The organism is Clostridium sp. CM039, from assembly GCF_055081075.1.
Map to the genome: position 1 here is coordinate 1,759,837 of NZ_CM143649.1, position 24,102 is coordinate 1,783,938.

A 24,102-nucleotide genomic window follows, 5' to 3' on the forward strand; every position below is an offset into this window, starting at 1 on the left:
GTCATATTGCATGTATAAAAATACTTGTATATCCGTATACTATAGAATATAATTAATTTAGTCGTACATACCGACTACGCAAAGGAGAATAATTAAATGAATATAGGCTCTAAAATCAAAGAATATAGGAATAAAGAAGGGTTAACTCAAAAGGAGTTGGCAATTAAAGCTGACATATCAAGAAGTTATTTGGGCGATGTTGAAAAGAATAGGTATAATGCAAGCGTAGAAACTCTTCAAAAAATATCGAATGCCCTTGGAATACAGCTCACTCAATTGCTTTCAACTAAAGAACAACTTGAAATAGTTACAGGATCACTCAATGAAATAAATGAAACTGTCTCACAATATTATGCATCAAATACTGATAAAATTTCTGATCAACAATTACAAGCTAATGCAGAAATTAATTTATTGATGAATAAAATAAAAAAACTTTCTGAAAAAAACAGAAAAATTGTTGAAGTTTTAGTTAACCAGCTTGAAAATGATTAGCTAGGGCTTCTCAATTTTAACTACTAACGAAGGAGGAAAAGTATGCAATACTCTACTTTAATTAGAAAAAAAGACAAAGGGTATCAATATGTTATAACTTATAAAGTCGATAACAAATGGAAAACTAAAAGTAAACAAGGATATACTCCAAATAAAGCTGGTAAAGAATTAGCACGAATTGAAATGGACATGGTTGTTTCAGAGTTAAAAATTGCTTCTAAGAATGAAGTTAGTCTGGATATGATAGGAATTACATTTGGTCAATTTAGAGATAAATATTTAGATCATATGTGCCTATATAGGGAAGCAAAAACCGTAGCATCTTTCAAAACAGTTTTAAACCATTTTACAAAGCTGAATAACATTGCGCTATCAAAAGTATCACTCTCAGATATTCAAGAGGTTATGGACAACATGTCACGTAGTGGATTAAGTCCTACCAGTATCCATGAATACTTAGGAAAATTAAATACATTTTTTAAAAGTGCTATGGATGAACATAACTTAATTTCTTCGTTACCAACTAAAAATATAAAAATACCTAAAGTTAAAACCCGCATAGAAAAAAGAGCTTTAACCAAATTGGAATCTGATAAGCTCTTAGAAGATATTGCTGAAAGCAAATATTATTTGATTGTGTTAATAGCTTTAAAGTGTGGATTAAGACTTGGGGAAATGCTTGGATTAACTTGGGATGACATTGATATTAAAAATAATGTTATAAAAGTAACTCGTCAGTGGAAATTAATTTCTGAAAAAGAGTATGGATTTGGCACACTAAAAAACAAAAATTCTAATCGTGAAGTTCCGATACCTATTAAAGTTTCACCTATATTAAAAGCTCAAAAGGATATTTCTAATAAAGTAGTTTCTATAATAACTAATAATAAGATCATAGATGAAAATAATAGAGTATTCACATTTAAAAACAATTCTTCTGTGAGTATTGGCCTAAATAGATTACTAAAAAGACATGGGCACAATATAACTATCCATGAATTAAGACATACTTACGCAACAAATTTAATTGCAAATGGAGTAGATTTCAAAACTGCTGCTATGCTATTGGGCCATACAGTTGAGCAAACAATGAAGACTTATTCGCATGTGAATAGTGACATGCTTAAGAAAGCCACTAACATTATCAATAATATTTTATAATTTTGACGAAATTTTTGACGAATAAGTGAAAACCCTTGATATATCAAGGGTCATAGGCTTATATTACTCTTTATTTCTAATATATTTAAGACTTATACTTGGATTGCTAGTTTTTGTTGATCTAATCTCAAAATATTTTAAAGAGGCTACAAAAGGTGTAAGCTTTGCATAGCCATAGTTTCTAGTGTCAAAATCAGGATACCTCTTATTAAGGGTGCTACCTAGTTCTCCTAAAAATGCCCAACCATCTTCATCTGAAATCTCAGTTATAATAGTTTTTATAGCCTCTACTAATTTACCGGGACTTATCATACCACCTTTTGATTCTTCTTGTATTTGTGCTCCTTTAACGGTCGCTATTTCAGTATGTCTTGGCGCCATTGAAGCTAATACTTCAAGATATTTAAATTTCTCACAAGCTGAAATGAAAGGTTTTGGAGTTTTCTTTTCTCCCATACCAATTACATACATACCGGCTTCGCGAAGTCGAGCTGCTAGTTTAGTAAAATCACTATCACTCGATACAATGCAAAATCCATCAACATTGCTTGAATAGAGTATATCCATAGCATCTATTATTAGGGCTGCATCCGTAGAATTTTTGCCTGTAGTATAACTATATTGTTGTATTGGACTAATAGAATAATTAAGCAATACATTCTTCCATGAAGCTAGTTGAGGCTTGGTCCAATCCCCATAAATTCTTTTATATGTAGGTGTTCCATGATTTGAAATTTCGTCAATTATATACCTTATATATTTATCAGACACATTGTCAGCATCAATCAAAACTGCAATTTTCATATCCTTTTCCATCTTTATCTCCTTTACACCTTAATGTCTTTAAATTATTTTATAATAAATCTATTAACTCATTACTTTAAAATAACATACTAATTATAACATTCTACAAAATTCCAAATATTCCTTCTATATTTCAATAATTAACTATTATCCTGGTTTTAAACTTCGCTACTCGTTTCATCTGTTCGCTTTCTTATAATTTTTATTAAAAATAGTTTAATTATGCCGGCAATAGGTACCGATAAAAGCATTCCAATTATACCTGCTAAACTTCCCCCTATAGTTATTGCCATTATTATGAAAATCGGATGTAGACCCATGCTATCTCCTACAATTTTTGGTGATATAACGGCACCGTCAAGTTGTTGAACCGCAAGAAGTAGAAGTACTGCCCATAAAGCCTGCATAGGGTTCGGGCTAAGAATACCCACAATAATTGCTGGAATACAACCAATTAGTGGACCAACATAGGGTATAATATTTGCAATACCTGCAGTAAATCCAATAAGAATAGCAAAATCAATGCCTACAAAAGACAGGCCAATACTGCTAATTAATCCAACTATTAAACCATCAAGGAGCTGTCCTCTTATGAACCTAGATACAATATAATTAATTTCAAGAAGGGTTTTATTAAGGCTCTTAAATTTACTTTCCTTCATTATAAGACTCACATAATTTAAATATATCTTTTTAAAAAATTCATAATCCTTTAATAAATAGAAGGAAATAAACAAACCAATAAAACTATTTATAATACTGTTGCTTATACCTGCAAATATTTTGATTGTACTATTTATAGAAAGTGATAAATATGAGTATATCTGCTGTATAGCTTGTGATAAATACCCCTTTATATCGAGAGAGAGACCACTTTGCGTGATTTTTCTGTTAATATAATCATAGAGCTCATTATAGCGTTTTATATAATCACTAATAGTTTCGAACATAACTGATAAGGTTTCATTGTGACTAATTTGTCCACCAATCATCGCATAGATGCTATAAATAAGTATAATAAATAATAAAATCACTACTAAGTATGTTAGTATAATGCTGATTAAATGGGGCTTATATTTAAGTTTTAAGTGCTTAACAAGAAAAGCATTTATAATCTTTGATAATGGATATAATAGATAAGCAATTATACAACCAATAATGAGTGGAGAAATCATTGAAAATAAAGAATTGATTGTACTAGTAATATTACTAAAAACCTCTTTGAAATTAAATACTACATTATAGCTTATAAAAATCAAGGTTGCCGTGAGGGCAACATATAGTACATACTTAAGATACTTTCTGTCTAATCTGTTTTTCATGATTATATCCTCCTTAGTAATTAATTATCTTTGCATTTGTCATATTTATTTATACAAATAAAAAAGCCCGTAGAACTATAAACTGTCCCACAGGTGTATAATTTTAATCCTATTGCCATTTAGGCCCAACTTCACGAACTTTTTTACAAGTTCATCACCTGATCAGTTTGTACTGTTATTTATATACAATACAAAGAGATTCCCTTAAACTTATCATACAAGGCTATTATATGTCAATATTTTTATTTTTTGTACATGGCTTATATTAAAACCTTTGATATACCTGAATATCCACTTAAACACATCATTGGCGGGTAGTACATTTGAAAATCAAGTATGTCCCCTAATTTAATTTCACTATCACACTCTTCAATATCTACAATTAAGTGATCTGAACTACTTCCTATAATTTTAACACCTTGTTTTTGCGGTATTAGCTTGTCGTGTAACCCAAAATCCTGTTTTCCCACTGCAAGTAACGCCTTTTTTCTTATTCCTTTATCCTCATAGGTTGGTTTATTGCCAAAAGCATCAATAAACACTTTCCCAACAGGATGTGTAGGCTTATCTTTTATTTCCACAACCTGCGCTTTTAGCACAAAAGTATCCTTATGCATATGTCTCATATCATATCCCCAGTACTCATCTAAATCTTGTGCTAATAGTACTCCCTCGCCTATTCTTAAATTATTTACTCTTTTAGGCATTTTCCCATCTATTACTAAAGGCAGTGAACTTGTAGCTCCCCCTGAAATCATTTCTAGTCTCCTGTTTATTTTACCCTCAATTATTTCAGCAATATTACAAAGTCTTCCTAAATTCTCTTCTGTAGGCATTATTGCTCCATAACAACCTAAATTTGTTCCTACTCCATATAACTCTATATTTTCAAGATGATTTTCCACATATTCCGCTAAATTTATGAATTCGTTTTCATAGAAGACGCCTTCCCTTAAATCTCCAAGGTCAAGCATTAAAATCACCTTATGTTTTTTACCTTGTAATTCACATTCATTTTCAATCATATTCAATGTTTCCATTTCAGAATTTAGACTAATATCAGCATATTGTACCAAGTCTTTTATTTCACTAAACATTGGAATTCTAATCATCATAAAAGGTTTCTCTATTCCATATTCCTTTAGTTTAATTATTTGGTCCATTCTTGAACTTGCTATATATGTACACCCTGCATGTGCAAACTGTTCTACGACCTCTGGTATTGCATTAAACCCCTTAACTACTCCAGCAATGCTTATCCCCTGAGATCTACATAAATCTACCATGTATTCAATATTTTCGCGTACATTTTTTAAGTTAATTTCTAATATTGGATATTTAATACTTGGATAAGTTTTTTGTTTCATGCCAATTCCCCCTAAAATATTTTATGTTTAGAATATATTTACTAGGTTTTAAATAAGTTTTTTATATGAACTTAATTATCTTAACTTGCAACTAGTATAAACCATAATAGGAATAATTTAAATAAGCCAGTCAAAATGAATATACATCATCTCAACTGGGCAATTATTTTAAAGATAGATTAACTCATCACAAGCATATGCAAATCCATTCTCATCGTTTGATTTTGTTATAAAACTAGCATACTTTTTCAACTCCTCATGAGCATTTTCTACTGCTACACCAAATCCAGAGTTTTTTATCATATCTAAATCATTAAGGTTATCCCCTATTGCCATTACATTGGATATATCTATGTCCTTTAATTTACAAAGTTTTACTAGAGCATTGCCCTTCGAAACGCCTGTTTTAACAATTTCCAAAAAATAATCATGGCTTTTAAAAAAATTAAATTTTTTAGAATCGATTTCTGCTAACTTACTATGTATATCATCTACTATGCATTTTTCTCCAATTATCATTAGCTTTGCATATTTTTTATTTATTGCTCTACTAAAATCGCTTATCTCACTTACACCATATCCATTTACTTCACATTCGATATCTGTATAAGTAGTTTTTTTATTACAAATCAAACAATTACCCTCATGGACTGCAAATGAGACATCATAATCTTTATAAGCATTATAAACTTCATTAATAATTTCCTCATCTACATACCCGAAATCGTAGGTTTCCCTAGATTTAGTATCGAAAATACTTACTCCATTCATGCTTATAATATAATCCACTTCATCTATCAATTGATATTTCCCTAGAAATTTACACAGAGAGCTTCTTGACCTTCCAGTAGCAACAGCAAACTTAATATTATTTCTTTTAAGTTTTTTAATAAAGGACAGGTTCTTTCCTGATATTTTGCTATCATTATCTAATAATGTTTTATCCATATCTGTAATTACTAATGAAATATTTTTACTCTTCATCATTTTCATTATCCCCCTTGATGTATAAATTAGCTTTAGCAAACTCTAATGGTGAAGCTTTTATATATTTTTTAAATACAGTAGAATAGTGTTTATAATCAGTAAAACCTACCATAGAAGATATCTCATAAACCCTATACTCCCCCCTCATAAGTAATTCAATTGACTTTTGTACTCTATATCTATTTAAAAAGTCATGAAATGTTTGATTTGTCTGTTCCTTTAAATTTCTACTGAGGTAGCTTGAGCTTACTGCTAACTTTTCTGCAATATCCTCAATACTAATCTTTTTTGCGTAATTGTCTTTTACATAGTTAATTACTGATTCAGTATATTGAGATTTTTTTTTATCAGATTTTAAATAGTACTCCAAATTTAGAACATCAATATTTTTGTAACCCTTAATACTATTTTTAAATTCATTATATATTTTTTTCTCATCAATTTTATTCTTAACCTTTCCGATTATCTCTTTAAATTTATCTTCATCAATTGGTTTTAGTACATAATCAAAGACTTTCAGATCTATAGCTCTTTTTGCATATGGAAATTCTCCGTAGCTAGTTAAGATAATCTTTTCAAAATCATAAATTTCACTAGCTTTCTCCAACATATCCACGCCGTTCATTATTGGCATTTTAATATCTGTAATGACTAAATCGGGCTTGATTTCTATAATCGTTTTTAGTCCTTCTTCGCCGTTTGCAGCTTCCCCTGAAATAATACAATCCATACTCAGCCAGTCGATAGTGTTGATTAATCCTTTTCTTATAAAATTTTCATCTTCTACAATAAGCACTTTAATCATAATCTACTCCTCACTTTTATGTACTGGAAGGTTAATAACTATTTTAGTACCTTCATATAGTTTACTATATATATTTATACCGTATTCCATACCATACATAAGATTGATTCTCTTTTGAACATTATAAAGTCCTATATGGTTTGTATCGTTTTTACTTTTGTTAATGAGTTTTAGTATCCCAGATAATTTTTCATAACTCATTCCTTCTCCGTTATCCACAATTGATATTACTAAATTATCATTTTCAACCCTACAGTCTATATTTATTTTTAAATATTGTTTTGTTTCAAATCCATATTTTATACTATTTTCAATAATAGGTTGTATTATAAGTTTTGGTATCAAGCATTCTCCTACTTCTTTATTTAAATTAAAAATGTAATCAAAATTATCATCAAATCTAAATTTTTGTATTATTAGATAATCCTCTATGTATTTAACGTCATCATTAAGCTTTACCTTATTAAAATTTTTATTTATGCTGTATCTTAACAAGTTAGCCATTGAAACAATGATCTTTGAGGCACTCTTCTCATCTGTTTTTATCATGTATTTAAGCATTTCAAGTGTATTAAATAAGAAGTGAGGGTTAAATTGTGCTTCTAGCTGCTTAAGCTCTGATAATGCATTTCTTCTTGCCTCTTCTTTGTTTCTTTCTACAAGCTCGTTTATTCTTATTATCATTTTATTGCAATACTGCCCTATAACTTCAAACTCATCATTAGAGTTTATACTGACAACAGTGTTCAAATTGCCCTCTTGAACACTGTTAATAGCAGACAATAATTTATCAATTGACTTTGTCTTACTTATAGATATTTTCTTAGCAATGAATAACATAGAAAACACTAAGATTAAAAATATTTCACCTATTAAATAGATGTTTTTTATAAAGCCCACATATGTAATTGTATGAATATAAACATTACCTTCTATTATAGAATTATTAAATACATAGTTATTCTCTTTATCCAAAAATGGCTTCAATTTACCTATACCATCTAAAAGTGCATTATTAGTTGAAACTATATTATTGTTATATCTATCAGTTATTACAGCATGATGATTGCTACTACTGTAAACTATTTTGTTCATCTCATTTTCTAAAATATCGAAAACAATAAACCCTGCAACGTGGTTATTGTCGTCAGTAATAGCTTCTCCTATAGAGTATACAGTTCTTGTATTCACATCGAGTTGAGCCCTATTAAGCATCATAACAGATTTATTAGGATTGTCTTTCATTTTCTTAAAAACTCCACCCATAAATAAATCATCACTTTTAGCGTATTGAGGGTCCCCTTTAGCATTTGTTATTATAGACTCTCCTTTTTCATTGAAAACATAAAAAACACTTCTTATATTATGATTATTAACGGTATTATAAAGCCTTTCATATACCATTGCTTCGTCATGTTGATTATAAAAAGCCTTTTTTATTTCATCCCATTTTACTAAATGCTCTACTTCCACTTTGTAACTTACAAACTCATTACTTATAATATTTGATATACTATTGTTATATTTTTTATTACTTCTCTCGACGGCTTTACTGCTATACAAAAATAATAAATTATAAAAAATAAAGGACAAAATTATAATAGGAGTCAGTGCATATAATATAAAAGTTTTTCTTATTTCTTCCTTGAAAAATTTTCTTTTTATATTTTTCATACGCAAATCCTCCTATTAGGTTTTTATAAACTTATTTCTTTCTTACCTGTGAATTTAAAGAAAACTATTAGTGATATGATAGTTGTAGCCGTTAATATAGATGATAAAGCAGCTGCTGTACCATAACTTGCCCTTATAACGTCTGTGTATATTGCAACTGATAATGTTCTTGTAGTTCCTGTATATAGAATAATTGAAGAACTTAATTCATTTATTACTGTTATCCAGCTTAATATTGCTCCTGCAAATACCCCTGGTATCATCATAATTGCAGTAACCTTAAAGAATGTTTTCATTTCAGAATAACCTAAACTAATTGATGCTTCTTCAAGACTTGGACTAAGTTGCAATAGTATTGCTGCACTGGATCTAATGGTATAAGGTAGTTTTCTTATAACAAATGCAATTATCATTATAATGAAAGTACCACTTAGCACCATTGGTTTCTTGTTGAATGCTAATAATAATGTAATACCTAAAACAGATCCTGGAATAATATATGGGAACATAGTTAATGTATCTAGGAAGGAGGTTAAGGCACTTTTTCTTCGTACAGATACGTAAGATATAAGCATTCCCAATAATATTATTATTATTATAGCTATTATACCATATACATAGGTATTCAGAATTGAATTACCCAGTTTTGAAAGCACTGTTTTATAGCTATTTAGTGAAAACCCTTTAACAAACATTGAGCCACTTGTTTTTAAGAACGAGGTATATATTACTGTTACCTGAGGAATTGCAGCTAGTGCTACAACAATATAAACATATAAATGTGCTAAAAGGTTCTTGCATCCCTTAACCTTTTTAGCAGATATAGGCTTTAATGAGTTCATAACATATGACTTTCTATTAACTACATATTTTTGTCCTAAAAAAATAACCGCTGTTATAATTACCATTATTGTACTTAGTGCAGCGGCAAAATTTGCTTGACCGCCTACCTCAGATACAAACTCTGAGTAAATTAAAACTGGCATAACTCTAAACCCTTCACCTATAAGCATTGGAGTTCCAAAATCAGCAAGACAATTCATGAATACCAATAATGACGCTGCCATTATTGTAGGAAGCATCAGTGGTAATATAATAGTAAATACTTTTTTAACTCCACTACAGCCTAAACTTTCTGCCGCTTCACTTAGTGAAACGTCTATTTTCTTTAGTGCTCCTGAAACATACAAATATATAAACGGAAATAATTTCAAGGTAAACACTAGTAAAATCCCTTTAAACCCATAAATACTAGGAAGATGTATTCCTAAGGTCTTCAAGAAGAAATTTGTAATAACTCCGTTTCTTCCAAGTAGTAATATCCATGAATATGCTCCTATAAAAGGTGGAGATAATACAGATATTATAATAAGTACCTCTACGATTGATTTAAATTTAATTTTTACTGTAGTCATGATATAAGCTAAGGGAGCACCAATTAAAATAGCTAGTAAGGTTACTATAATACTTACAGTAAAACTATTTATAAGTGTTCCATAATAATACTTTTTAGTGAAAAACTTAGCGAAATTGTCTAAAGTGTATTTTCCGGTCTCCACATCTTGAAAACTAGTTAAAAACAATGAACCTAGTGGATAAATTAGAAATACTGAGAATATTAAAAATGAAATAAGAATTATTATTGTCCAAAAATCAAATTTTATCTTTTTAACTTTTTTATTCTTCATATTTTCCCACTCCAGTAATAAGACTTATATCCCCATCCTTGTTAAAAACATTAATTTTTTTATTGTATACTTGTAGATATAGCTCTTGTCCAATTTCATGGAAAGTATCATTAGTACTAGTATCTTGTGTTAGTTCAATTATTTCCCCATTATCAAGTTTTACTTCATAATTTATATATTTCCCGAGGAATGTATTAAAGTGAACTACACCTCTAATCCCATAATTGTTATTGCTTATTATAAATTCCTCTGGCCTTACGGATATTTTAATTTCTTTTCCGTTTTCCGCTCCGCTATTCAAATTATTCATAGACACTTTATATCCATTCTCAAATACAACGTATTGCTTTTCCTCTTCTACTAATATTTTTCCATTAAATATATTAGAGTGACCAATAAATGTAGCAACAAAGACATTTGAAGGTCTTAAATAAATTCTTTGTGGTGTATCTATTTGCTGAATAACACCTTTGTTCATAATTGCAATTCTATCTGATATAGCAAGTGCTTCTTCTTGATCATGAGTTACATATACTGTGGTTATTCCTACTTTCTTTTGTATTTCTCTTATAGCACTTCTCATTTCTATTCTAAGTTTTGCATCTAAATTTGAAAGAGGCTCATCCATAAGCAATACTGTTGGATGAATTACAATAGCCCTCGCTAGTGCAACGCGTTGCTGCTGTCCTCCTGAAAGTTTGTCTGGTGATCTATCCTTATACTCATATATCTTTACAACTTTTAAAATTTCCTCAAGTTTTTTATTTGATTCTTCTTTGCTAAATTTTCTTAGCTTTAACCCATATTCAACATTTTCTGATACTGTCATATGAGGGAATATAGCATAATTCTGAAACACCATACCTATATTTCTTTTATGTGCGGGAATATCATTAATTACCTTTGAGTTAAACTTAATCTCTCCTTCTTCAATTGTATTAAATCCTGCTACCATTCTTAAAAGAGTTGTTTTACCACAACCTGAAGGTCCTAGCAATGTGAAAAATTCACCCTCCTTAATTTTAAGTGAAAGCTTTGGAATTACTGTATTATCATCATATCTTTTTACTATATTTGTGAATTCAATGGATGTACTCATATTTTAATTTCCTTTCTAATACAAATTTTTTTATAAAAAAAACCCTAGGGCTTTTTAATAATATAATATTTAAAAGTCCTAGGGGCCCATCTTTTTTAGTTGCTTGTAAATATATCTTTATATTTATCTAAAATCATCTGTTTATTTTCTTTAAGCCATGCTTCATCATCCTTTATTACCTTAATTTTATCTAATGGTTTAAGCCCTTCAGCCGCTGGAGCATCTTTTCTAACTGAACGTCTATTTAATTTATTAGCTACTAAAGTCTGTCCTTCCTTACTAGTTACATAATCAATGAATTTCTTAGCATTTCCCATGTTTTTAGCACCTTTTATAATAACGACACCATCTGCTTTAGCAATAGTACCCTCTTTAGGGTAAACTATTTCAACTGGCGCTCCATCTTTTACATACTTTGCAGCAGCTTCTTCAAATGTTAATCCTACAGTATATTCTCCATCACCTACACCTTTATAAACGGCTGAAGAACCACTTAATAGTTTACCATCTAAATTTTTTGTTAATGCTTTTTCATAATCCCAACCCTTTTCTGGATCTCCATTTCCCATAGCATATAAATGATTTATTACCTGTTCAAAAGCTGAAGAAGATTTCGATGGATCTGCATTAGCTATTTTTCCTTTTAACTCAGGATTTAATAGATCTTGGAAACCTTCTACCTTTATCTTTCCTATAAGGTTTTTATTGATCATAATTACACTTGGTATAGCAGTAAATCTTGTTATTTGACCATCTTTATTTTTATAATCATCATAAACATCTTTTTCATTTATAGATTGATATTTTTCAAATAAATCCTTCTTTGGTTCTAGAGTAGACAATGAGCCTCCCCATAGAATATCGCCTAATGGGTTTTCTCCTTCTGCTTCCACTCTCTTTAAGAGTTCTCCTGTTCCTGCTGCTACAACCTCAACCTTAATTCCTGTCCGGTTTTCAAATTCATTAACTACTGGGTCGATAAATTCTATTGGATGTGGTGAATAAACAGTTAATTTATCCGATGCTTTTGGGGCTGTTGTCTCATTTTTTGATCCACATGCGCTTAAAGATAACATCATAAAAGATGCCAATAAAATTGATACTGCTTTTTTCATTAATTAATCCCCCATTTCTTCATGTAAACGTTTTGTTATTGATTAAATGTTATCATAACATCTACTTGTCAACAATACCTAAAAACAGGAATAATATACTTAAAAATGAACACGTAATTTTATATATTCATTTCAATATAATATATAAAATGATTTTATTTGACTAAATTAGAAATATAATATAGACTAAATATGCAAGACGAATCTTGCGTCTTTATTTAGAAGAATAATTTTTTATAGTAAAAATTTATTTTTAAAATTTAATAACTATTAAAGTTAAACCACGAAGGTTTCGACTCTTTTCTTTTTTGAAGAAGGAGCTGAATTTTCGTGGTTCTTATGTTATTTATGTTATTTAGGAAAGGATCGAATGTTATGAATAATGTGATTTACATAGAAAAAAAAATAGTACAGTTCATCTTTGTTATATTTCTGCTGTCTATCATTGTCTTTTATATGGCAAGGTTATCACCTGGAGATCCTTTAATGTCTTATTATGGCGAAGGCGTTGAGAGGATGAATACTACACAAAAACTGGATGCAATGAAAAAGCTCGGATTAAACGACCCTATATATAGGCAATATATTAGCTGGTTAGCAAATGCGGCTCATGGTGAATATGGTATATCTTACAAATATAAACAAAGCGTTACGACAGTAATTAAAGATGTTTATATAAATACAATTATACTAGGGGGGCTTGCTTATATATTAACCTTTTTATTTGCTCTACTTTTAGGAATTTTTTGCACCTTACATGAGGACAAGCTCATAGATAAAGTTATTTGCAAAATAGGTGTTATAACCACTTGTATTCCATCGTTTTGGGTATCTCTTATACTGATTTTAATTTTTAGTATTAATTTAGAGATATTACCTTCAAGTGGTGCCTATGGGCTGGGGCAATCCAGCAACATTGGAAGTCGAGTAGAGCATCTTCTACTTCCTTTAATTGTTCTGATATTGAGTCACCTTTGGTATTACACATACATGATTAGAAATAAATTAGTAGAAGAAACCAGACAAGATTATGTGTTATTATGCAAAGTTAAGGGTTTAAGTAAAAAGAAAATTGTATATAAACATTGTTTAAAAAATATTATGCCATCTTATATTAGTATTATGTCAATATCCGTTTCTCATATTTTAGGAGGAACTTATGTGGTAGAAAAAGTTTTTTCTTATCCTGGACTTGGCTCTTTATCCTTTGAGAGCGCTAAATATCATGATTATAATATGCTGATGGTACTTTGCTTAATAACAGGGATATTGGTGGTTTTCGTAAATATGTTAGCACAAGTAATTAATGATAAAATAGATCCAAGAATGAAACATGATCGGGGTGAGAATTGTTGGAAAGACAATATAGGGACTTTAAAATAGTTGGAGAAAATTATGTTCCAGAAACGATAAAAGTAGCTAAAAGAAAAAGCTTTAAAAAACACATAAACGAAAGACCTTATATCTCAATAGGAATGTTACTTACAATCATCCTTGGATGTATTTTTTACGGGATAATAACGAAAGTTGATCCTTCTTATATGGACCTAGGTAATATTAATGTAGCTCCTAACAGCAACTTTTATTTCGGCACAGATTCTTTAGGAAGAAATATTTTTACTATGATTTGGTATGGTGGTAGAATCTCTTTGTTTATCGGGGTATTAGCTACGATCATATCAACTACAATCGCAATTGTAGTTGGAAGCCTCAGTGGTGTTGCATCTGAATTAGTAGATGATATTATGATGCGTTTTACTGAAATCGCACTTAGTATACCATCGATTTTGGCCATGATTTTCATTCAAGCAATGATAGGACAAGCAAATCCAGTATCCCTCTCCATTGTAATTGGGCTTACTAGTTGGATGAACATTTCTAAGATTGTACGAAGTGAAGTAAGGCAAATTAGAAATAGTGGTTATATTTTAGCAGCGAAATGTGCTGGAGGTAAATTTTTTTATATTTTAAAAAAGCATCTGCTACCAAATTTCATTTCATCAATAATGTTTATGGTGGTTATTAATATTGGAAGTGCCATTGCAATAGAATCAACTTTGAGTTTTTTAGGGATTGGACTTCCACTTGAAATTATTTCATGGGGTAGTATGCTCTCCCTTTCGGAAAAGGCATTGTTATCAAATTATTGGTGGATTATCTTGATTCCGGGTATATTTTTAGTGGTTACATTGGTTTGCATAACGAATATAGGCAACTATGTAAGGAAGGAAAACAATAAAGAATTTAGTAATTTATAAAGATATAAAGCATCAATATTTCTAATATAAATATTGATGCTTTATATAAAACAATAAATATTAAGGAGAAAAATTATGCAATTAAAAAAACAGATGATTTTAGGAGTGGCGCTGATTATGAGCATGGTTTTATTGGTAGGCTGTGGCGGTGATAGTGGTGCTGATAAGAAAACAGCATCGAATGAAAAGGTTTTAGTTTATGGAAGTGGTGATTATTCAAGTATTAATCCCGCATTATATGAACATGGAGAAATTAATTCCCTGATTTTTAGTGGACTTACGACTCATGACAAAAACAATAAGATTGTTCCAGGACTTGCAAAAAGTTGGGAATATGATAAAGCTACAAAAACATACACTTTTACATTAAGAAATGATGTTAAATGGCATGACAATGATCCTTTTTCGGCAGAGGATGTGAAGTTTACTTTAGATACAATTATGGATCCTAAAAACGCTTCAGAAATAGCCTCCAACTATGAAGATATTACCAATATTAAAGTGGTAGACAAGACTACGGTAAAAATAACTTTAAAGGCACCAAATATTGCGATGCTGGGTTATTTGACAATTGGTATTTTACCTAAGCACCTCTTAGAAGGAAAAGACATTGCAACAGATAAATTCAATCAATTTCCAATCGGAACTGGTCCATTTAAAATGGAGAGCTGGGATAAAGGACAAAGTATTACTCTTGTAAAAAATAAAGATTTCTATGTAAAAGAACCACAAATTGATAAAGTAGTCTTTAAAATTATAGAGGATACAAAGGCAAGAGCCCTGCAATTAAAATCCGGAGAATTGGATTTAGCGCAGGTTACACCACATGATGCGGGTCAATTTCAAAATAATAAGGAACTTGTTGTTTATGATATGAAAACATCAGACTACAGAGGAATTATGTATAATTTTAATAGTCCCTTATTTAAGTTAAATCCAGAACTGCCCAATGCCTTAAGTTACGCTATTGATCGATTAGCTATTTTGGACAGTGTTCTATTAGGACAGGGTAAAGTAGCATATTCACCACTTCAGGCCGGAGAATATAACAACCCTGATATGGAAAAATTTAATTATAATCCTAAGAAAGCGAAGCAAGAGCTTGAAAAAGCGGGCTGGAAGCTTGGCGAGGACAAAATATATGAAAAGAACAATAAGAAAATATCATTTACTGTCAACTGCAATGAAGGAGACCAGGTTAGAGTTGATATGGCGAACGTTTGTGCTCAACAGTTTAAAGCAATTGGGGTTGATATGAAGGTTGCGCTGCAGCCAAAAATCGATTGGGAGAATCAAGACGCATTCCTGATTGGCTGGGGAAGTCCATTTGATCCGGACGATCACACTTATAAAGTGTTTGTAACAGGTAAAGGTAGTAATTTCAACAGCTATTCAAATGCCAAAGTTGATGAGTTATTACAGGAAGCAAGAGAAACTGATGTCGAAGCTGAAAGATTAAAATATTACAAAGAATTCCAAATTGAATTAGCTAAAGATATGCCATATACATTTATCACATACATCGATGCCTTATATGTTGCAAAACCTAATATAAAAGGGATTACCCCAGAAACAGTATTAGGCCACCATGGCGTCGGAATATTCCGGAATATTACAGACTGGACAATTCAGTAGAAAATTTAAAAAATAAAGAGAAACTACAAAGGCGCCATAATGTTGTTTTGTGGTTTTTAATGAATAGGAGCGAATATGGACAATTTGTTAGAAGTAAATAATTTAGTCGTAAGCTTTTCAACTAAAGCGGGTGAAGTGAAGGTGGTTAGAGATGTTTCTTTTTCTCTAAAAAAAGGAGAAGTTTTAGCGATACTTGGAGAATCAGGATCTGGAAAATCAGTATTATGTAAAAGCATTTTACGCATACTTCCCGAAAATGGCTGTATAAAAAGTGGAGAAGTTATTCTTAATGGAGAGAACATAACAAATTTATCCGAAAAATCTATGAATAAGGTGAGAGGCAAGGACATATCTATGGTATTTCAAGATTCTACGACTTCTTTAAATCCCACTATGTCTATTGGCAAACAGATCATGGAAGCGGTACTCATTCATCAAAAAATTAGCAAAAGGGAAGCGAAAAGGAAAAGCATAGAATTGATGGAACTTGTTGGGATAGATCATGCAGAAAAAAGATTTAATCAGTATCCGTATCATTTCTCTGGGGGAATGATACAACGAAGTGTTATTGCAATAGCACTGGCCTGTAGCCCTGAAGTATTAATTGCTGATGAACCAACCACTGCTTTAGATGTAACTATCCAAGCACAAATATTAGATCTTATTCAAGAGTTACAAGTAAAAACTGGTATATCAATCATATTTATCACGCATGATTTAGGTGTTGTTGCAAATATTGCCCAAAGAATTGCAATTATGTATGCAGGTAAATTTGTTGAGATTGGCACAGCTAAAGATATTTTTTATGATCCAAGGCATCCCTATACTTGGGGATTAATGTCCTCTTTACCTAAAATTAATTCTGATGAGGAATTTTTGAATTTCATACCAGGAATGCCACCTAATTTACTGAACCTGCCAAAGGGTGATGCTTTTGCGGTGAGAAACAAATATGCTTTGAAGATGGATTATCTAGCTGAATCACCAATGTTTAAAATCAGTGATACACATAGTGCTGCAACTTGGCTTTTACACAAAGATGCGCCAAAAATAAATCCGCCATTAAATTTGAGAAATGTGGAGTGATATGAAATGAAAACCGAAAAAATATTGGAAGTGAGAAATTTAAAGCAATATTTCAAATTAGATAGAAATACTTTAATTAAAGCAGTTGATGATATATCTTTTGGAATTTATAAAGGAGAAATATTTGGCTTGGTGGGTGAATCCGGTTCCGGTAAATCAACTACTGGCAGAAGCATTATTAATATCCATAATCCAACAGAGGGAGAAATCTATTATAGGGGAAATCTTATATCAGATCCTAAAATTTACAGAGCTCAAAAGAGACTTATAAATAGAAATATGCAAATTATATTTCAAGATTCAACATCATCTCTAAATTCACGGATGACTATAAAAGAAATTATTGAGGAACCTCTTATAATCCAAAAAGTGTATAAGGAGAAAGAAGAACGCATGGATAAAGTTTATAAGCTTATGAACTTGGTAGGCCTTGATAAAATCTATAAAGACTATTATCCATTTGAATGCTCAGGTGGACAGAGACAACGTGTAGGAATTGCACGAGCGCTTAGTCTTGATCCGGAATTCATCATTGCTGATGAACCAATTGCATCTTTAGATGTTTCAATTCAAGCTCAAATTATCAATTTATTTAAAAAGCTTCAAAGAGAAAATGGTATGACGTGTTTATTTATTTCACATGATTTATCAATGGTAAGGTATGTCTGCAACCGAGTAGGGGTTATGTATCATGGAAAAATTGTTGAACTCGCTGAAACTTGCGAATTATATCGCAATCCAATTCATCCTTATACTAAGGCACTGTTTTCATCAATGCTTGTCCCTGATCCAGCTTGTGCAGAAAATAGAGCCCGTATCAAGTATAATCCGATTGTAGATGTTCATTTAGAAGAAAAAGGTCAGTTGGTAGAAGTATCAGAAGGTCACTTTGTATATTGTTGCATTTAATTTTATCCAGTGATATTCTTAATTGATAAACTTGTTATCGAATTTGTATATCTATTTTAGATATTATTTTTTTGGAGGTCATTTTAAATGAATGAATTATTATTTCAAGCAAGCAATCTTATTTACAAATCCAATTTAACTTATAATGACGTAAAAGTTCAAAAGGGAATGATTAATTTTATCGTTGGGGAAAGTGGATGTGGCAAAAGCACTTTTTTAAAACTGTTAAACCAATCTATAACTCCAATATCTGGTGAATTATTATATAAAGGTACACCAATTGGTGCATATGACCCTATTGCTCTAAGACGTGAAGTAAGCCTAGTTTCTCAGGATGTTTTCCTATTTGATGAAAGCATAATAGACAATTTTAAAACCTTTTATTCACTAAGACAAAAAACTATGCCTAGCTTAGAATATATTATCTACATTACCGATCTTTGCTGCGTAAATGTTCCACTTGACCAAAATACATCTACCCTTTCTGGTGGAGAACGTCAAAGAGTTTATATATCAATTTTTTTATCATTATGTCCTGAGATTATATTACTCGACGAGCCAACTTCAGCATTAGATGAAAAAAACAGTCATGAAATGATGATAAATATAATAAATTTCTGCAAAGCAAAAAACATTGAAATTGTAATTGTAAGCCACAATAAAACTATTGTTGATGAGTTTTGTGAAAATAAAGTTGAAATAGTTAAGGAGGCATAAATATGAAAGGAGCAGTACAGCTAAGTATTTTCCAATTTTCACTTATTTATTTACTTCTAATTATAGTGCTCATAATTATGAAAAAATCAAAGGTTAATCAAACAAAACTTCTTATAGTTGCAAGTTTAAGAATGACAGTTCAACTTGTAATTGTGGGTTATATACTTCAATATGTCTTTAGTAATCCAAAGCCTATATTTACTATAATTTTTTTAGTAATTATGATAGTATTTTCTATTGATAGAGTAATTAAAAGTAAAAAAGACTTAAATCAAAATTTCAAAATTGCAATAGGAGCTTCTTTAACATTTTCGGGACTTTTTATTCTAGTCTTTTTTGTAACTATAGTTGTTGGTAAATCCATATTCAACCCTCAATACACTATACCTTTAGCTGGTATGATTATTGGTAACTCTATGACGGGAGTAAACATTGCAATAAAAACCTTTATGGATGATATAAGCAAAGAAAAAAATAAAATTAATACTTTACTCAATTTAGGAGTGGAGCCTAGAGATATTTTAAAGCCTTTTGCTAATAATGCTTTAGAAACCGCCTTAATTCCTACAATGAATTCCATGCTAGGAATGGGAATAATTTTTTTACCGGGAATGATGACAGGACAGATGTTGTCAGGTACACTACCTACCACAGCGATTATGTACCAAATAGCCATTATGATTGCAGTTTGTACTTCTGTTTGTATAACAGTTTTTTTATCCCTAAACTTAGGTTATAAGTCTTTATACAATAATAGGAAACAGTTCTTATAGAATGACATTTCAGAAGATGATTATATAATAAAAGCTGTGAAATTAATTTCACAGCTTTTATTATATGATTTTTGAAGAATCATCGCTCTGTTTGAATCTATCATCAACTGTGTAACTTTGTATCGTATTTTCGCAGGATGGAGCAGATTTGCCAAACAAATTCTTTTATTCGATACAATTCACTCTCGCGGCTGACAGTCCTCCACTCCGTACAGTAATCCATCAGCCAATATTCTAGCTTACTAGCCAATTCATAAGGAGTATCCAGTGGCTGTACATCCTGAGCATACTCACGCTTTTTAATTATCAGCGTCAACTCCTGCATAAGTGCTACACCACGAGCAGCAAGGTAATACTCTAGCATTTCTTCTTGGCGTTCTGCATATGAACCACTATCATTTTGTTTAAGGAAATTTATGATTTCGCTGCATTTGGTAACTGCACCCTTAAGCTGATTCTCTGAAACCAACATCATTTCATTTTTAGCTTTTTCATATAGCGAGGTTCCACGATCATTGTAGGTCTGGTTGTACACCTTATAATCCCTGAAAAATGCCATATCGTTAAAAGTAATTATATCTTGACGAGAAAGTTCACGTAACAGCCCTACCAGATTTTTCCCGCGATCTTCATATTCAACCAGTGAAATAGCCTTGTCTATGGTGCTAAAATCCCTGTCGTCCTCAACGTTCCAACCCTGTGCTGCGCCATAAATCATGCAGGGAATGGCAAGCGCCGGCATATTAATATGTCCACAATCTCCCCAGTCTGTATTCAAAAATCCCACCGCATGATACTGATTACCTAACTTTGCCATCTCTCTTATATTAGTAAAACTCATGTCATATGCATTCACCAACCTACTGTAACCTGATACACTAGGACATACATATTGCTTCAAACCGATATCTGCAAAAATTTTAACAACTTCTTCCTTAGCACCATAATTGTAATACCAGTTAAGGCAAGTAACTTGCGAATTAAGTTTACCCATCTGTTCGTGATGATTCTGCAGAATATCACCCCAAATCATTACCTTTTTTCCCTTACTTTGAAGATATTCCACTAACCTATTCACATAAGAAAGATACATCTCTCCGTAAACCATTCCCTTTGCCATAGGAGCACTCTTCCCCTTACCCAAATCAAATGTTTCATCGCAACAAATGTTTATTTTATCACTGCGAAACAATGGCATGTATTGGTCAAGAATTCCTGTGATAAGAGCAAAACTATCGGGGTCAGACACATTAATGATATGGTATCTCATACGGTTATACCAAGTAAATGCCTCACCCTGACCGGTATTCATTTCTCTGTATTTACCAAAGCTCTCTGAACGGAGTAAATCATACAAATGTCCAAATGATGCTATGCAAGGTACCAGTTCAATGCCTCTTTTATTGCAGTAAGAATCTAGTTCCAAAATTTCTTCCGGAGTAAAAGGATCAGTCTGCGACCAAATTTCCTCAAATCCATCTAGTCGTAAACAGTTTTCCATATACAGTTGAAGTTGATTGATTTTATACAAGGACAACCGATCAACCAGCACTTTCAGACTGTTCATAGTAGGCACCCTTCCGCGGCTAACATCAAGCATATATCCTCTGTTTGAATAAGATGGTTCATCTTCAATATCTGTGCATCCAATTTCCGCACGTGATATCTTACATAGCTGAATTAGCGTAGCTACTCCATACAGGAATCCGCGGCTTGAACAGGCGGTAATTGTAATTTTATTTGATCTCACACTCAGCATATAAGCTTCTTTTCTTGTATCTATATTGTCATATTGAAAGCAAATGCAGTTTTCATAAAGATCCCCTGCACTCCGTAACACTTTTTTAATAGGAAGCGTAATTGCGATAACCTTTTTAATTTCCTGCTGTAACATCTTCGCCGTTTCCAAATCGTTATCATCCAATGCCACATCTAACACAATGGCAGTATTGTGGCCTATCAAAAATAATCCTTCGCGTTCTATGACTTTCCGTGGCAATGGGATCAAATACATGCCGATTCCCCCTTCTTATATTATAATCTTTTGTATTCAAATTATTAAAATATAAAAAAATATATATATACTATTATATACATATATAACTTTAATGTGATAATTGCGAACATGTATTATATTTGTGAACCTCTCCCCTAAATCAAAGATTATAGAGGGATTTTGTGACTATTTACCATTTGATACAGTATAGTTTAATGCATCAGATACTGTAGCACCTGCATCATTAACAAGTTCTGCCTTATACACATAGGTTCCTCCTGCTTTTCCTTTAAATGATACGGAATCCGTTTGGGCATTTGAACCATTTACTACTAATGGTTTCGTTGAAATTAGTACTCCATTCTCATATAGCCTCCAAGAAGTACCATTTTCTCCCCACCACATGTTCATAATTATTTTATAATCTGAACTACTATCCCAGTTATCTTGAGTTAAGCTTGGTTTAGCTGGCAATTTGCCTACTACTTTTGGAACGGTTACTGATACTTTATTTGATATAAGTGATGATGTTCCATCGGTTACTACTACTGTATAACCATAAGTACCTGGTGCCTTATCTGTACTATCATATACTATTGTTTGTATTGTAGCTTGTCCTGCTACTAATTTACCCGTTGTTAACTGCTTCGTACCTTCCATTACAGCATATGAAGTTGCGGTATTATTAGTTGGAACTATTGCTGTTAGTTTATATGCTCCATCGCTTACCGCTCCAGCTGTTAAAGTTGCTGCTTGTAGTTTATTTACTACTTCCGGCAGCACTATTACAGTTACTTGATTTGATGTAATTGTTTTTGTTCCATCAGAAAGTTCTATTGTGTAATCATACGTTCCGGGTTTTTTATTAGCAACTTGCTGAGTTAATGTTACTTCTGAAGTTTGAGGCGTTATTTTACCACTTGTAATTACTCCTATATTATCTATAAATTTATAAGAACTAGCAGTATTATATCCTGGTACTTCAGCCATCAATGTAAAGCTACCATTAGCTACTGCACTTGATGAAATAATTGCTTCCTTTAATGAATAAACTGGGTTAACTATTTCGTCAAAATATGCACGATAATTAGTTGAAAACTCATAATTACTTTTAGCATCCCAATTGACTGACCAAGACATTAAACCTCGAAATCCTGGATAGCCCTTTGCGTTTGAAATTTTATATTTACCCCCAAAAGGAATTCCTTTCATTATATAATCTAATGCCTTTTTCATTTCTGTAGGATTTATGTATCCACCGCTCGGAGCTGCTAATGAGCATGCTGGCAATCCTATCATCACTTGTTCTTCTCTTAATGCTGGAAATACATTACTAGAATTCCCGCCTATTGGAAATCCGTGAAGTAACATATCTGCCATAGCTACTTCATAGTCAGCTGTACCTTGATTATAATTTAAACCATCCATTCCAGCTCCACTACCAGCATTGTAATGTTGCACATGAATATAAGTTAATTTATCTTTTACACCATAAATAATTGGCAAGTAAGCACCCCATATGTTTCCATAAGAACTATAACCACCTTGAACGTATGCAGTTTCAGGCGCCATACTTAATATAAAATTAGGACCATAATAATCTAAAATAGTTCTTAATCCCGTAATAAGATTTACAATTTGTGGTGTGCTTGGATTTTTAAAGTCAGTATCTCCAGCATTCATCGAAATGCCTGACTCTAGATCAACATCAACTCCATCAAAACCATATTTATCTATTACGGCCTCCACAGAATTAATAAATTTTTGTTTTGCAGTAGCATCTGGTACTAGCACTACACCATTTTGTCCACCTATTGAAAGCACAACCTTCTTTCCCTTGCTTTGCAAATATGCGATGTCAGACTTAAATTCTGCCTCTGTGCCATAGCAAGGCGAAAACTCAACTACAGCCCGATCTACATTTGTTTCACCAAAAGATATATTTAAAACATCCCATTTAGTTGAAACATCTCTAAGTTTAACTATCCCTGTTCCATTATCAAAGTTATGCCAATACCCTACAAGTAGTTTTGAACCAGAGATTGGTTTTACTACAGGCACTATTACTGACTTAATTTCTTTAATCGTTTTAGCCTCTACATTTGATGTTATCCCTACAGCTATGATCACCATTAGAGCTGCCATAGTTATACATGAAATAATTTTAGTTCCTTTCATTAATAATCCTCCTAACATATTTTGTAACTAGTT

At 31.6% G+C, this 24,102-nt stretch carries 20 protein-coding genes and 1 riboswitch; of the genes, 9 read left to right on the forward strand and 11 right to left on the reverse strand.

Features of this window, described 5'->3' with window-relative positions; all coding sequences use genetic code 11:
• Nucleotides 1-96 precede the first annotated feature (96 nt).
• The gene (locus tag ACWJJ2_RS08425) at nucleotides 97-495 is read left to right on the forward strand and encodes a helix-turn-helix domain-containing protein (protein ID WP_462954240.1); all 399 of its coding nucleotides are present in this window, start codon (nucleotides 97-99) and stop codon (nucleotides 493-495) included.
• Nucleotides 496-537: 42 nt separating this feature from the next.
• Entirely contained in the window at nucleotides 538-1,656 is a 1,119-nt protein-coding gene (locus ACWJJ2_RS08430) for a tyrosine-type recombinase/integrase (RefSeq protein WP_462954241.1), read from the forward strand.
• A gap of 63 nt (nucleotides 1,657-1,719) precedes the next feature.
• Here ACWJJ2_RS08430 and ACWJJ2_RS08435 read toward each other — a convergent pair whose 3' ends face one another.
• The 9 genes from ACWJJ2_RS08435 to ACWJJ2_RS08475 form a co-directional block, all read right to left on the reverse strand.
• Nucleotides 1,720-2,472 carry an NYN domain-containing protein gene (locus tag ACWJJ2_RS08435; protein ID WP_462954242.1) on the reverse strand — a complete coding sequence of 251 codons (753 nt, stop codon included), beginning with the start codon at nucleotides 2,470-2,472 and terminating at the stop codon, nucleotides 1,720-1,722.
• A gap of 146 nt (nucleotides 2,473-2,618) precedes the next feature.
• A complete protein-coding gene (locus ACWJJ2_RS08440; RefSeq protein ID WP_165414484.1) occupies nucleotides 2,619-3,782 on the reverse strand; it encodes an AI-2E family transporter in 1,164 nt (387 codons plus the stop codon).
• 80 nt (nucleotides 3,783-3,862) lie between these two features.
• Nucleotides 3,863-3,958, reverse strand: a riboswitch (NiCo riboswitch).
• Between the two features lie 84 nt (nucleotides 3,959-4,042).
• Nucleotides 4,043-5,149: an alanine racemase gene (locus ACWJJ2_RS08445; RefSeq protein WP_216302875.1), complete on the reverse strand. Its 1,107-nt coding sequence runs from the start codon at nucleotides 5,147-5,149 to the stop codon at nucleotides 4,043-4,045.
• A 168-nt stretch (nucleotides 5,150-5,317) separates the two neighbouring features.
• Nucleotides 5,318-6,136, reverse strand: a complete 819-nt coding sequence (locus ACWJJ2_RS08450; protein WP_462954243.1) for a Cof-type HAD-IIB family hydrolase — start codon at nucleotides 6,134-6,136, stop codon at nucleotides 5,318-5,320.
• The gene (locus tag ACWJJ2_RS08455) at nucleotides 6,123-6,941 is read right to left on the reverse strand and encodes a response regulator transcription factor (RefSeq protein WP_216302877.1); all 819 of its coding nucleotides are present in this window, start codon (nucleotides 6,939-6,941) and stop codon (nucleotides 6,123-6,125) included. Before ACWJJ2_RS08455 ends, ACWJJ2_RS08450 begins: the two co-directional genes overlap by 14 nt.
• A 3-nt stretch (nucleotides 6,942-6,944) precedes the next feature.
• Nucleotides 6,945-8,615, reverse strand: a complete 1,671-nt coding sequence (locus ACWJJ2_RS08460) for a sensor histidine kinase (RefSeq protein ID WP_462954244.1) — start codon at nucleotides 8,613-8,615, stop codon at nucleotides 6,945-6,947.
• Between the two features lie 23 nt (nucleotides 8,616-8,638).
• On the reverse strand, nucleotides 8,639-10,303 hold the full coding sequence (locus ACWJJ2_RS08465; RefSeq protein WP_216302879.1) for an ABC transporter permease: 1,665 nt from the start codon (nucleotides 10,301-10,303) through the stop codon (nucleotides 8,639-8,641).
• Nucleotides 10,293-11,402, reverse strand: a complete 1,110-nt coding sequence (locus ACWJJ2_RS08470; protein WP_216302880.1) for an ABC transporter ATP-binding protein — start codon at nucleotides 11,400-11,402, stop codon at nucleotides 10,293-10,295. Before ACWJJ2_RS08470 ends, ACWJJ2_RS08465 begins: the two co-directional genes overlap by 11 nt.
• A gap of 95 nt (nucleotides 11,403-11,497) precedes the next feature.
• Complete coding sequence (locus ACWJJ2_RS08475) at nucleotides 11,498-12,517, reverse strand: ABC transporter substrate-binding protein (protein WP_216302881.1); 1,020 nt, start codon at nucleotides 12,515-12,517, stop codon at nucleotides 11,498-11,500.
• 375 nt (nucleotides 12,518-12,892) lie between these two features.
• Between ACWJJ2_RS08475 and ACWJJ2_RS08480 the strand changes: the two genes are divergently transcribed.
• The 7 genes from ACWJJ2_RS08480 to ACWJJ2_RS08510 all read left to right on the forward strand — a co-directional run bounded on the left by ACWJJ2_RS08480 (nucleotide 12,893) and on the right by ACWJJ2_RS08510 (nucleotide 19,895).
• Nucleotides 12,893-13,900 (forward strand): ABC transporter permease, encoded by a 1,008-nt coding sequence (locus tag ACWJJ2_RS08480; RefSeq protein WP_462954245.1) that lies wholly within the window; start codon nucleotides 12,893-12,895, stop codon nucleotides 13,898-13,900.
• A complete protein-coding gene (locus ACWJJ2_RS08485; RefSeq protein ID WP_216302883.1) occupies nucleotides 13,870-14,775 on the forward strand; it encodes an ABC transporter permease in 906 nt (301 codons plus the stop codon). Before ACWJJ2_RS08480 ends, ACWJJ2_RS08485 begins: the two co-directional genes overlap by 31 nt.
• Nucleotides 14,776-14,850: 75 nt before the next feature.
• Nucleotides 14,851-16,410, forward strand: coding sequence for an ABC transporter substrate-binding protein (locus ACWJJ2_RS08490; protein WP_216302884.1), 1,560 nt, complete (start codon nucleotides 14,851-14,853; stop codon nucleotides 16,408-16,410).
• Nucleotides 16,411-16,485: 75 nt separating this feature from the next.
• The gene (locus ACWJJ2_RS08495; RefSeq protein WP_216302885.1) at nucleotides 16,486-17,496 is read left to right on the forward strand and encodes an ABC transporter ATP-binding protein; all 1,011 of its coding nucleotides are present in this window, start codon (nucleotides 16,486-16,488) and stop codon (nucleotides 17,494-17,496) included.
• 6 nt (nucleotides 17,497-17,502) lie between these two features.
• A complete protein-coding gene (locus tag ACWJJ2_RS08500) occupies nucleotides 17,503-18,405 on the forward strand; it encodes an ATP-binding cassette domain-containing protein (protein ID WP_216302886.1) in 903 nt (300 codons plus the stop codon).
• Nucleotides 18,406-18,492: 87 nt separating this feature from the next.
• Nucleotides 18,493-19,122 (forward strand): ABC transporter ATP-binding protein, encoded by a 630-nt coding sequence (locus tag ACWJJ2_RS08505; protein ID WP_216302887.1) that lies wholly within the window; start codon nucleotides 18,493-18,495, stop codon nucleotides 19,120-19,122.
• A gap of 2 nt (nucleotides 19,123-19,124) precedes the next feature.
• Nucleotides 19,125-19,895 (forward strand): ABC transporter permease, encoded by a 771-nt coding sequence (locus ACWJJ2_RS08510; RefSeq protein WP_216302888.1) that lies wholly within the window; start codon nucleotides 19,125-19,127, stop codon nucleotides 19,893-19,895.
• A 103-nt stretch (nucleotides 19,896-19,998) separates the two neighbouring features.
• On the opposite strand, the gene ACWJJ2_RS08515 is transcribed toward ACWJJ2_RS08510, so the two are convergent.
• Nucleotides 19,999-21,909: a family 20 glycosylhydrolase gene (locus ACWJJ2_RS08515; protein WP_216302889.1), complete on the reverse strand. Its 1,911-nt coding sequence runs from the start codon at nucleotides 21,907-21,909 to the stop codon at nucleotides 19,999-20,001.
• 168 nt (nucleotides 21,910-22,077) lie between these two features.
• Nucleotides 22,078-24,069: a glycosyl hydrolase family 18 protein gene (locus tag ACWJJ2_RS08520; protein ID WP_462954246.1), complete on the reverse strand. Its 1,992-nt coding sequence runs from the start codon at nucleotides 24,067-24,069 to the stop codon at nucleotides 22,078-22,080.
• Between the last annotated feature and the right edge of the window lie 33 nt (nucleotides 24,070-24,102).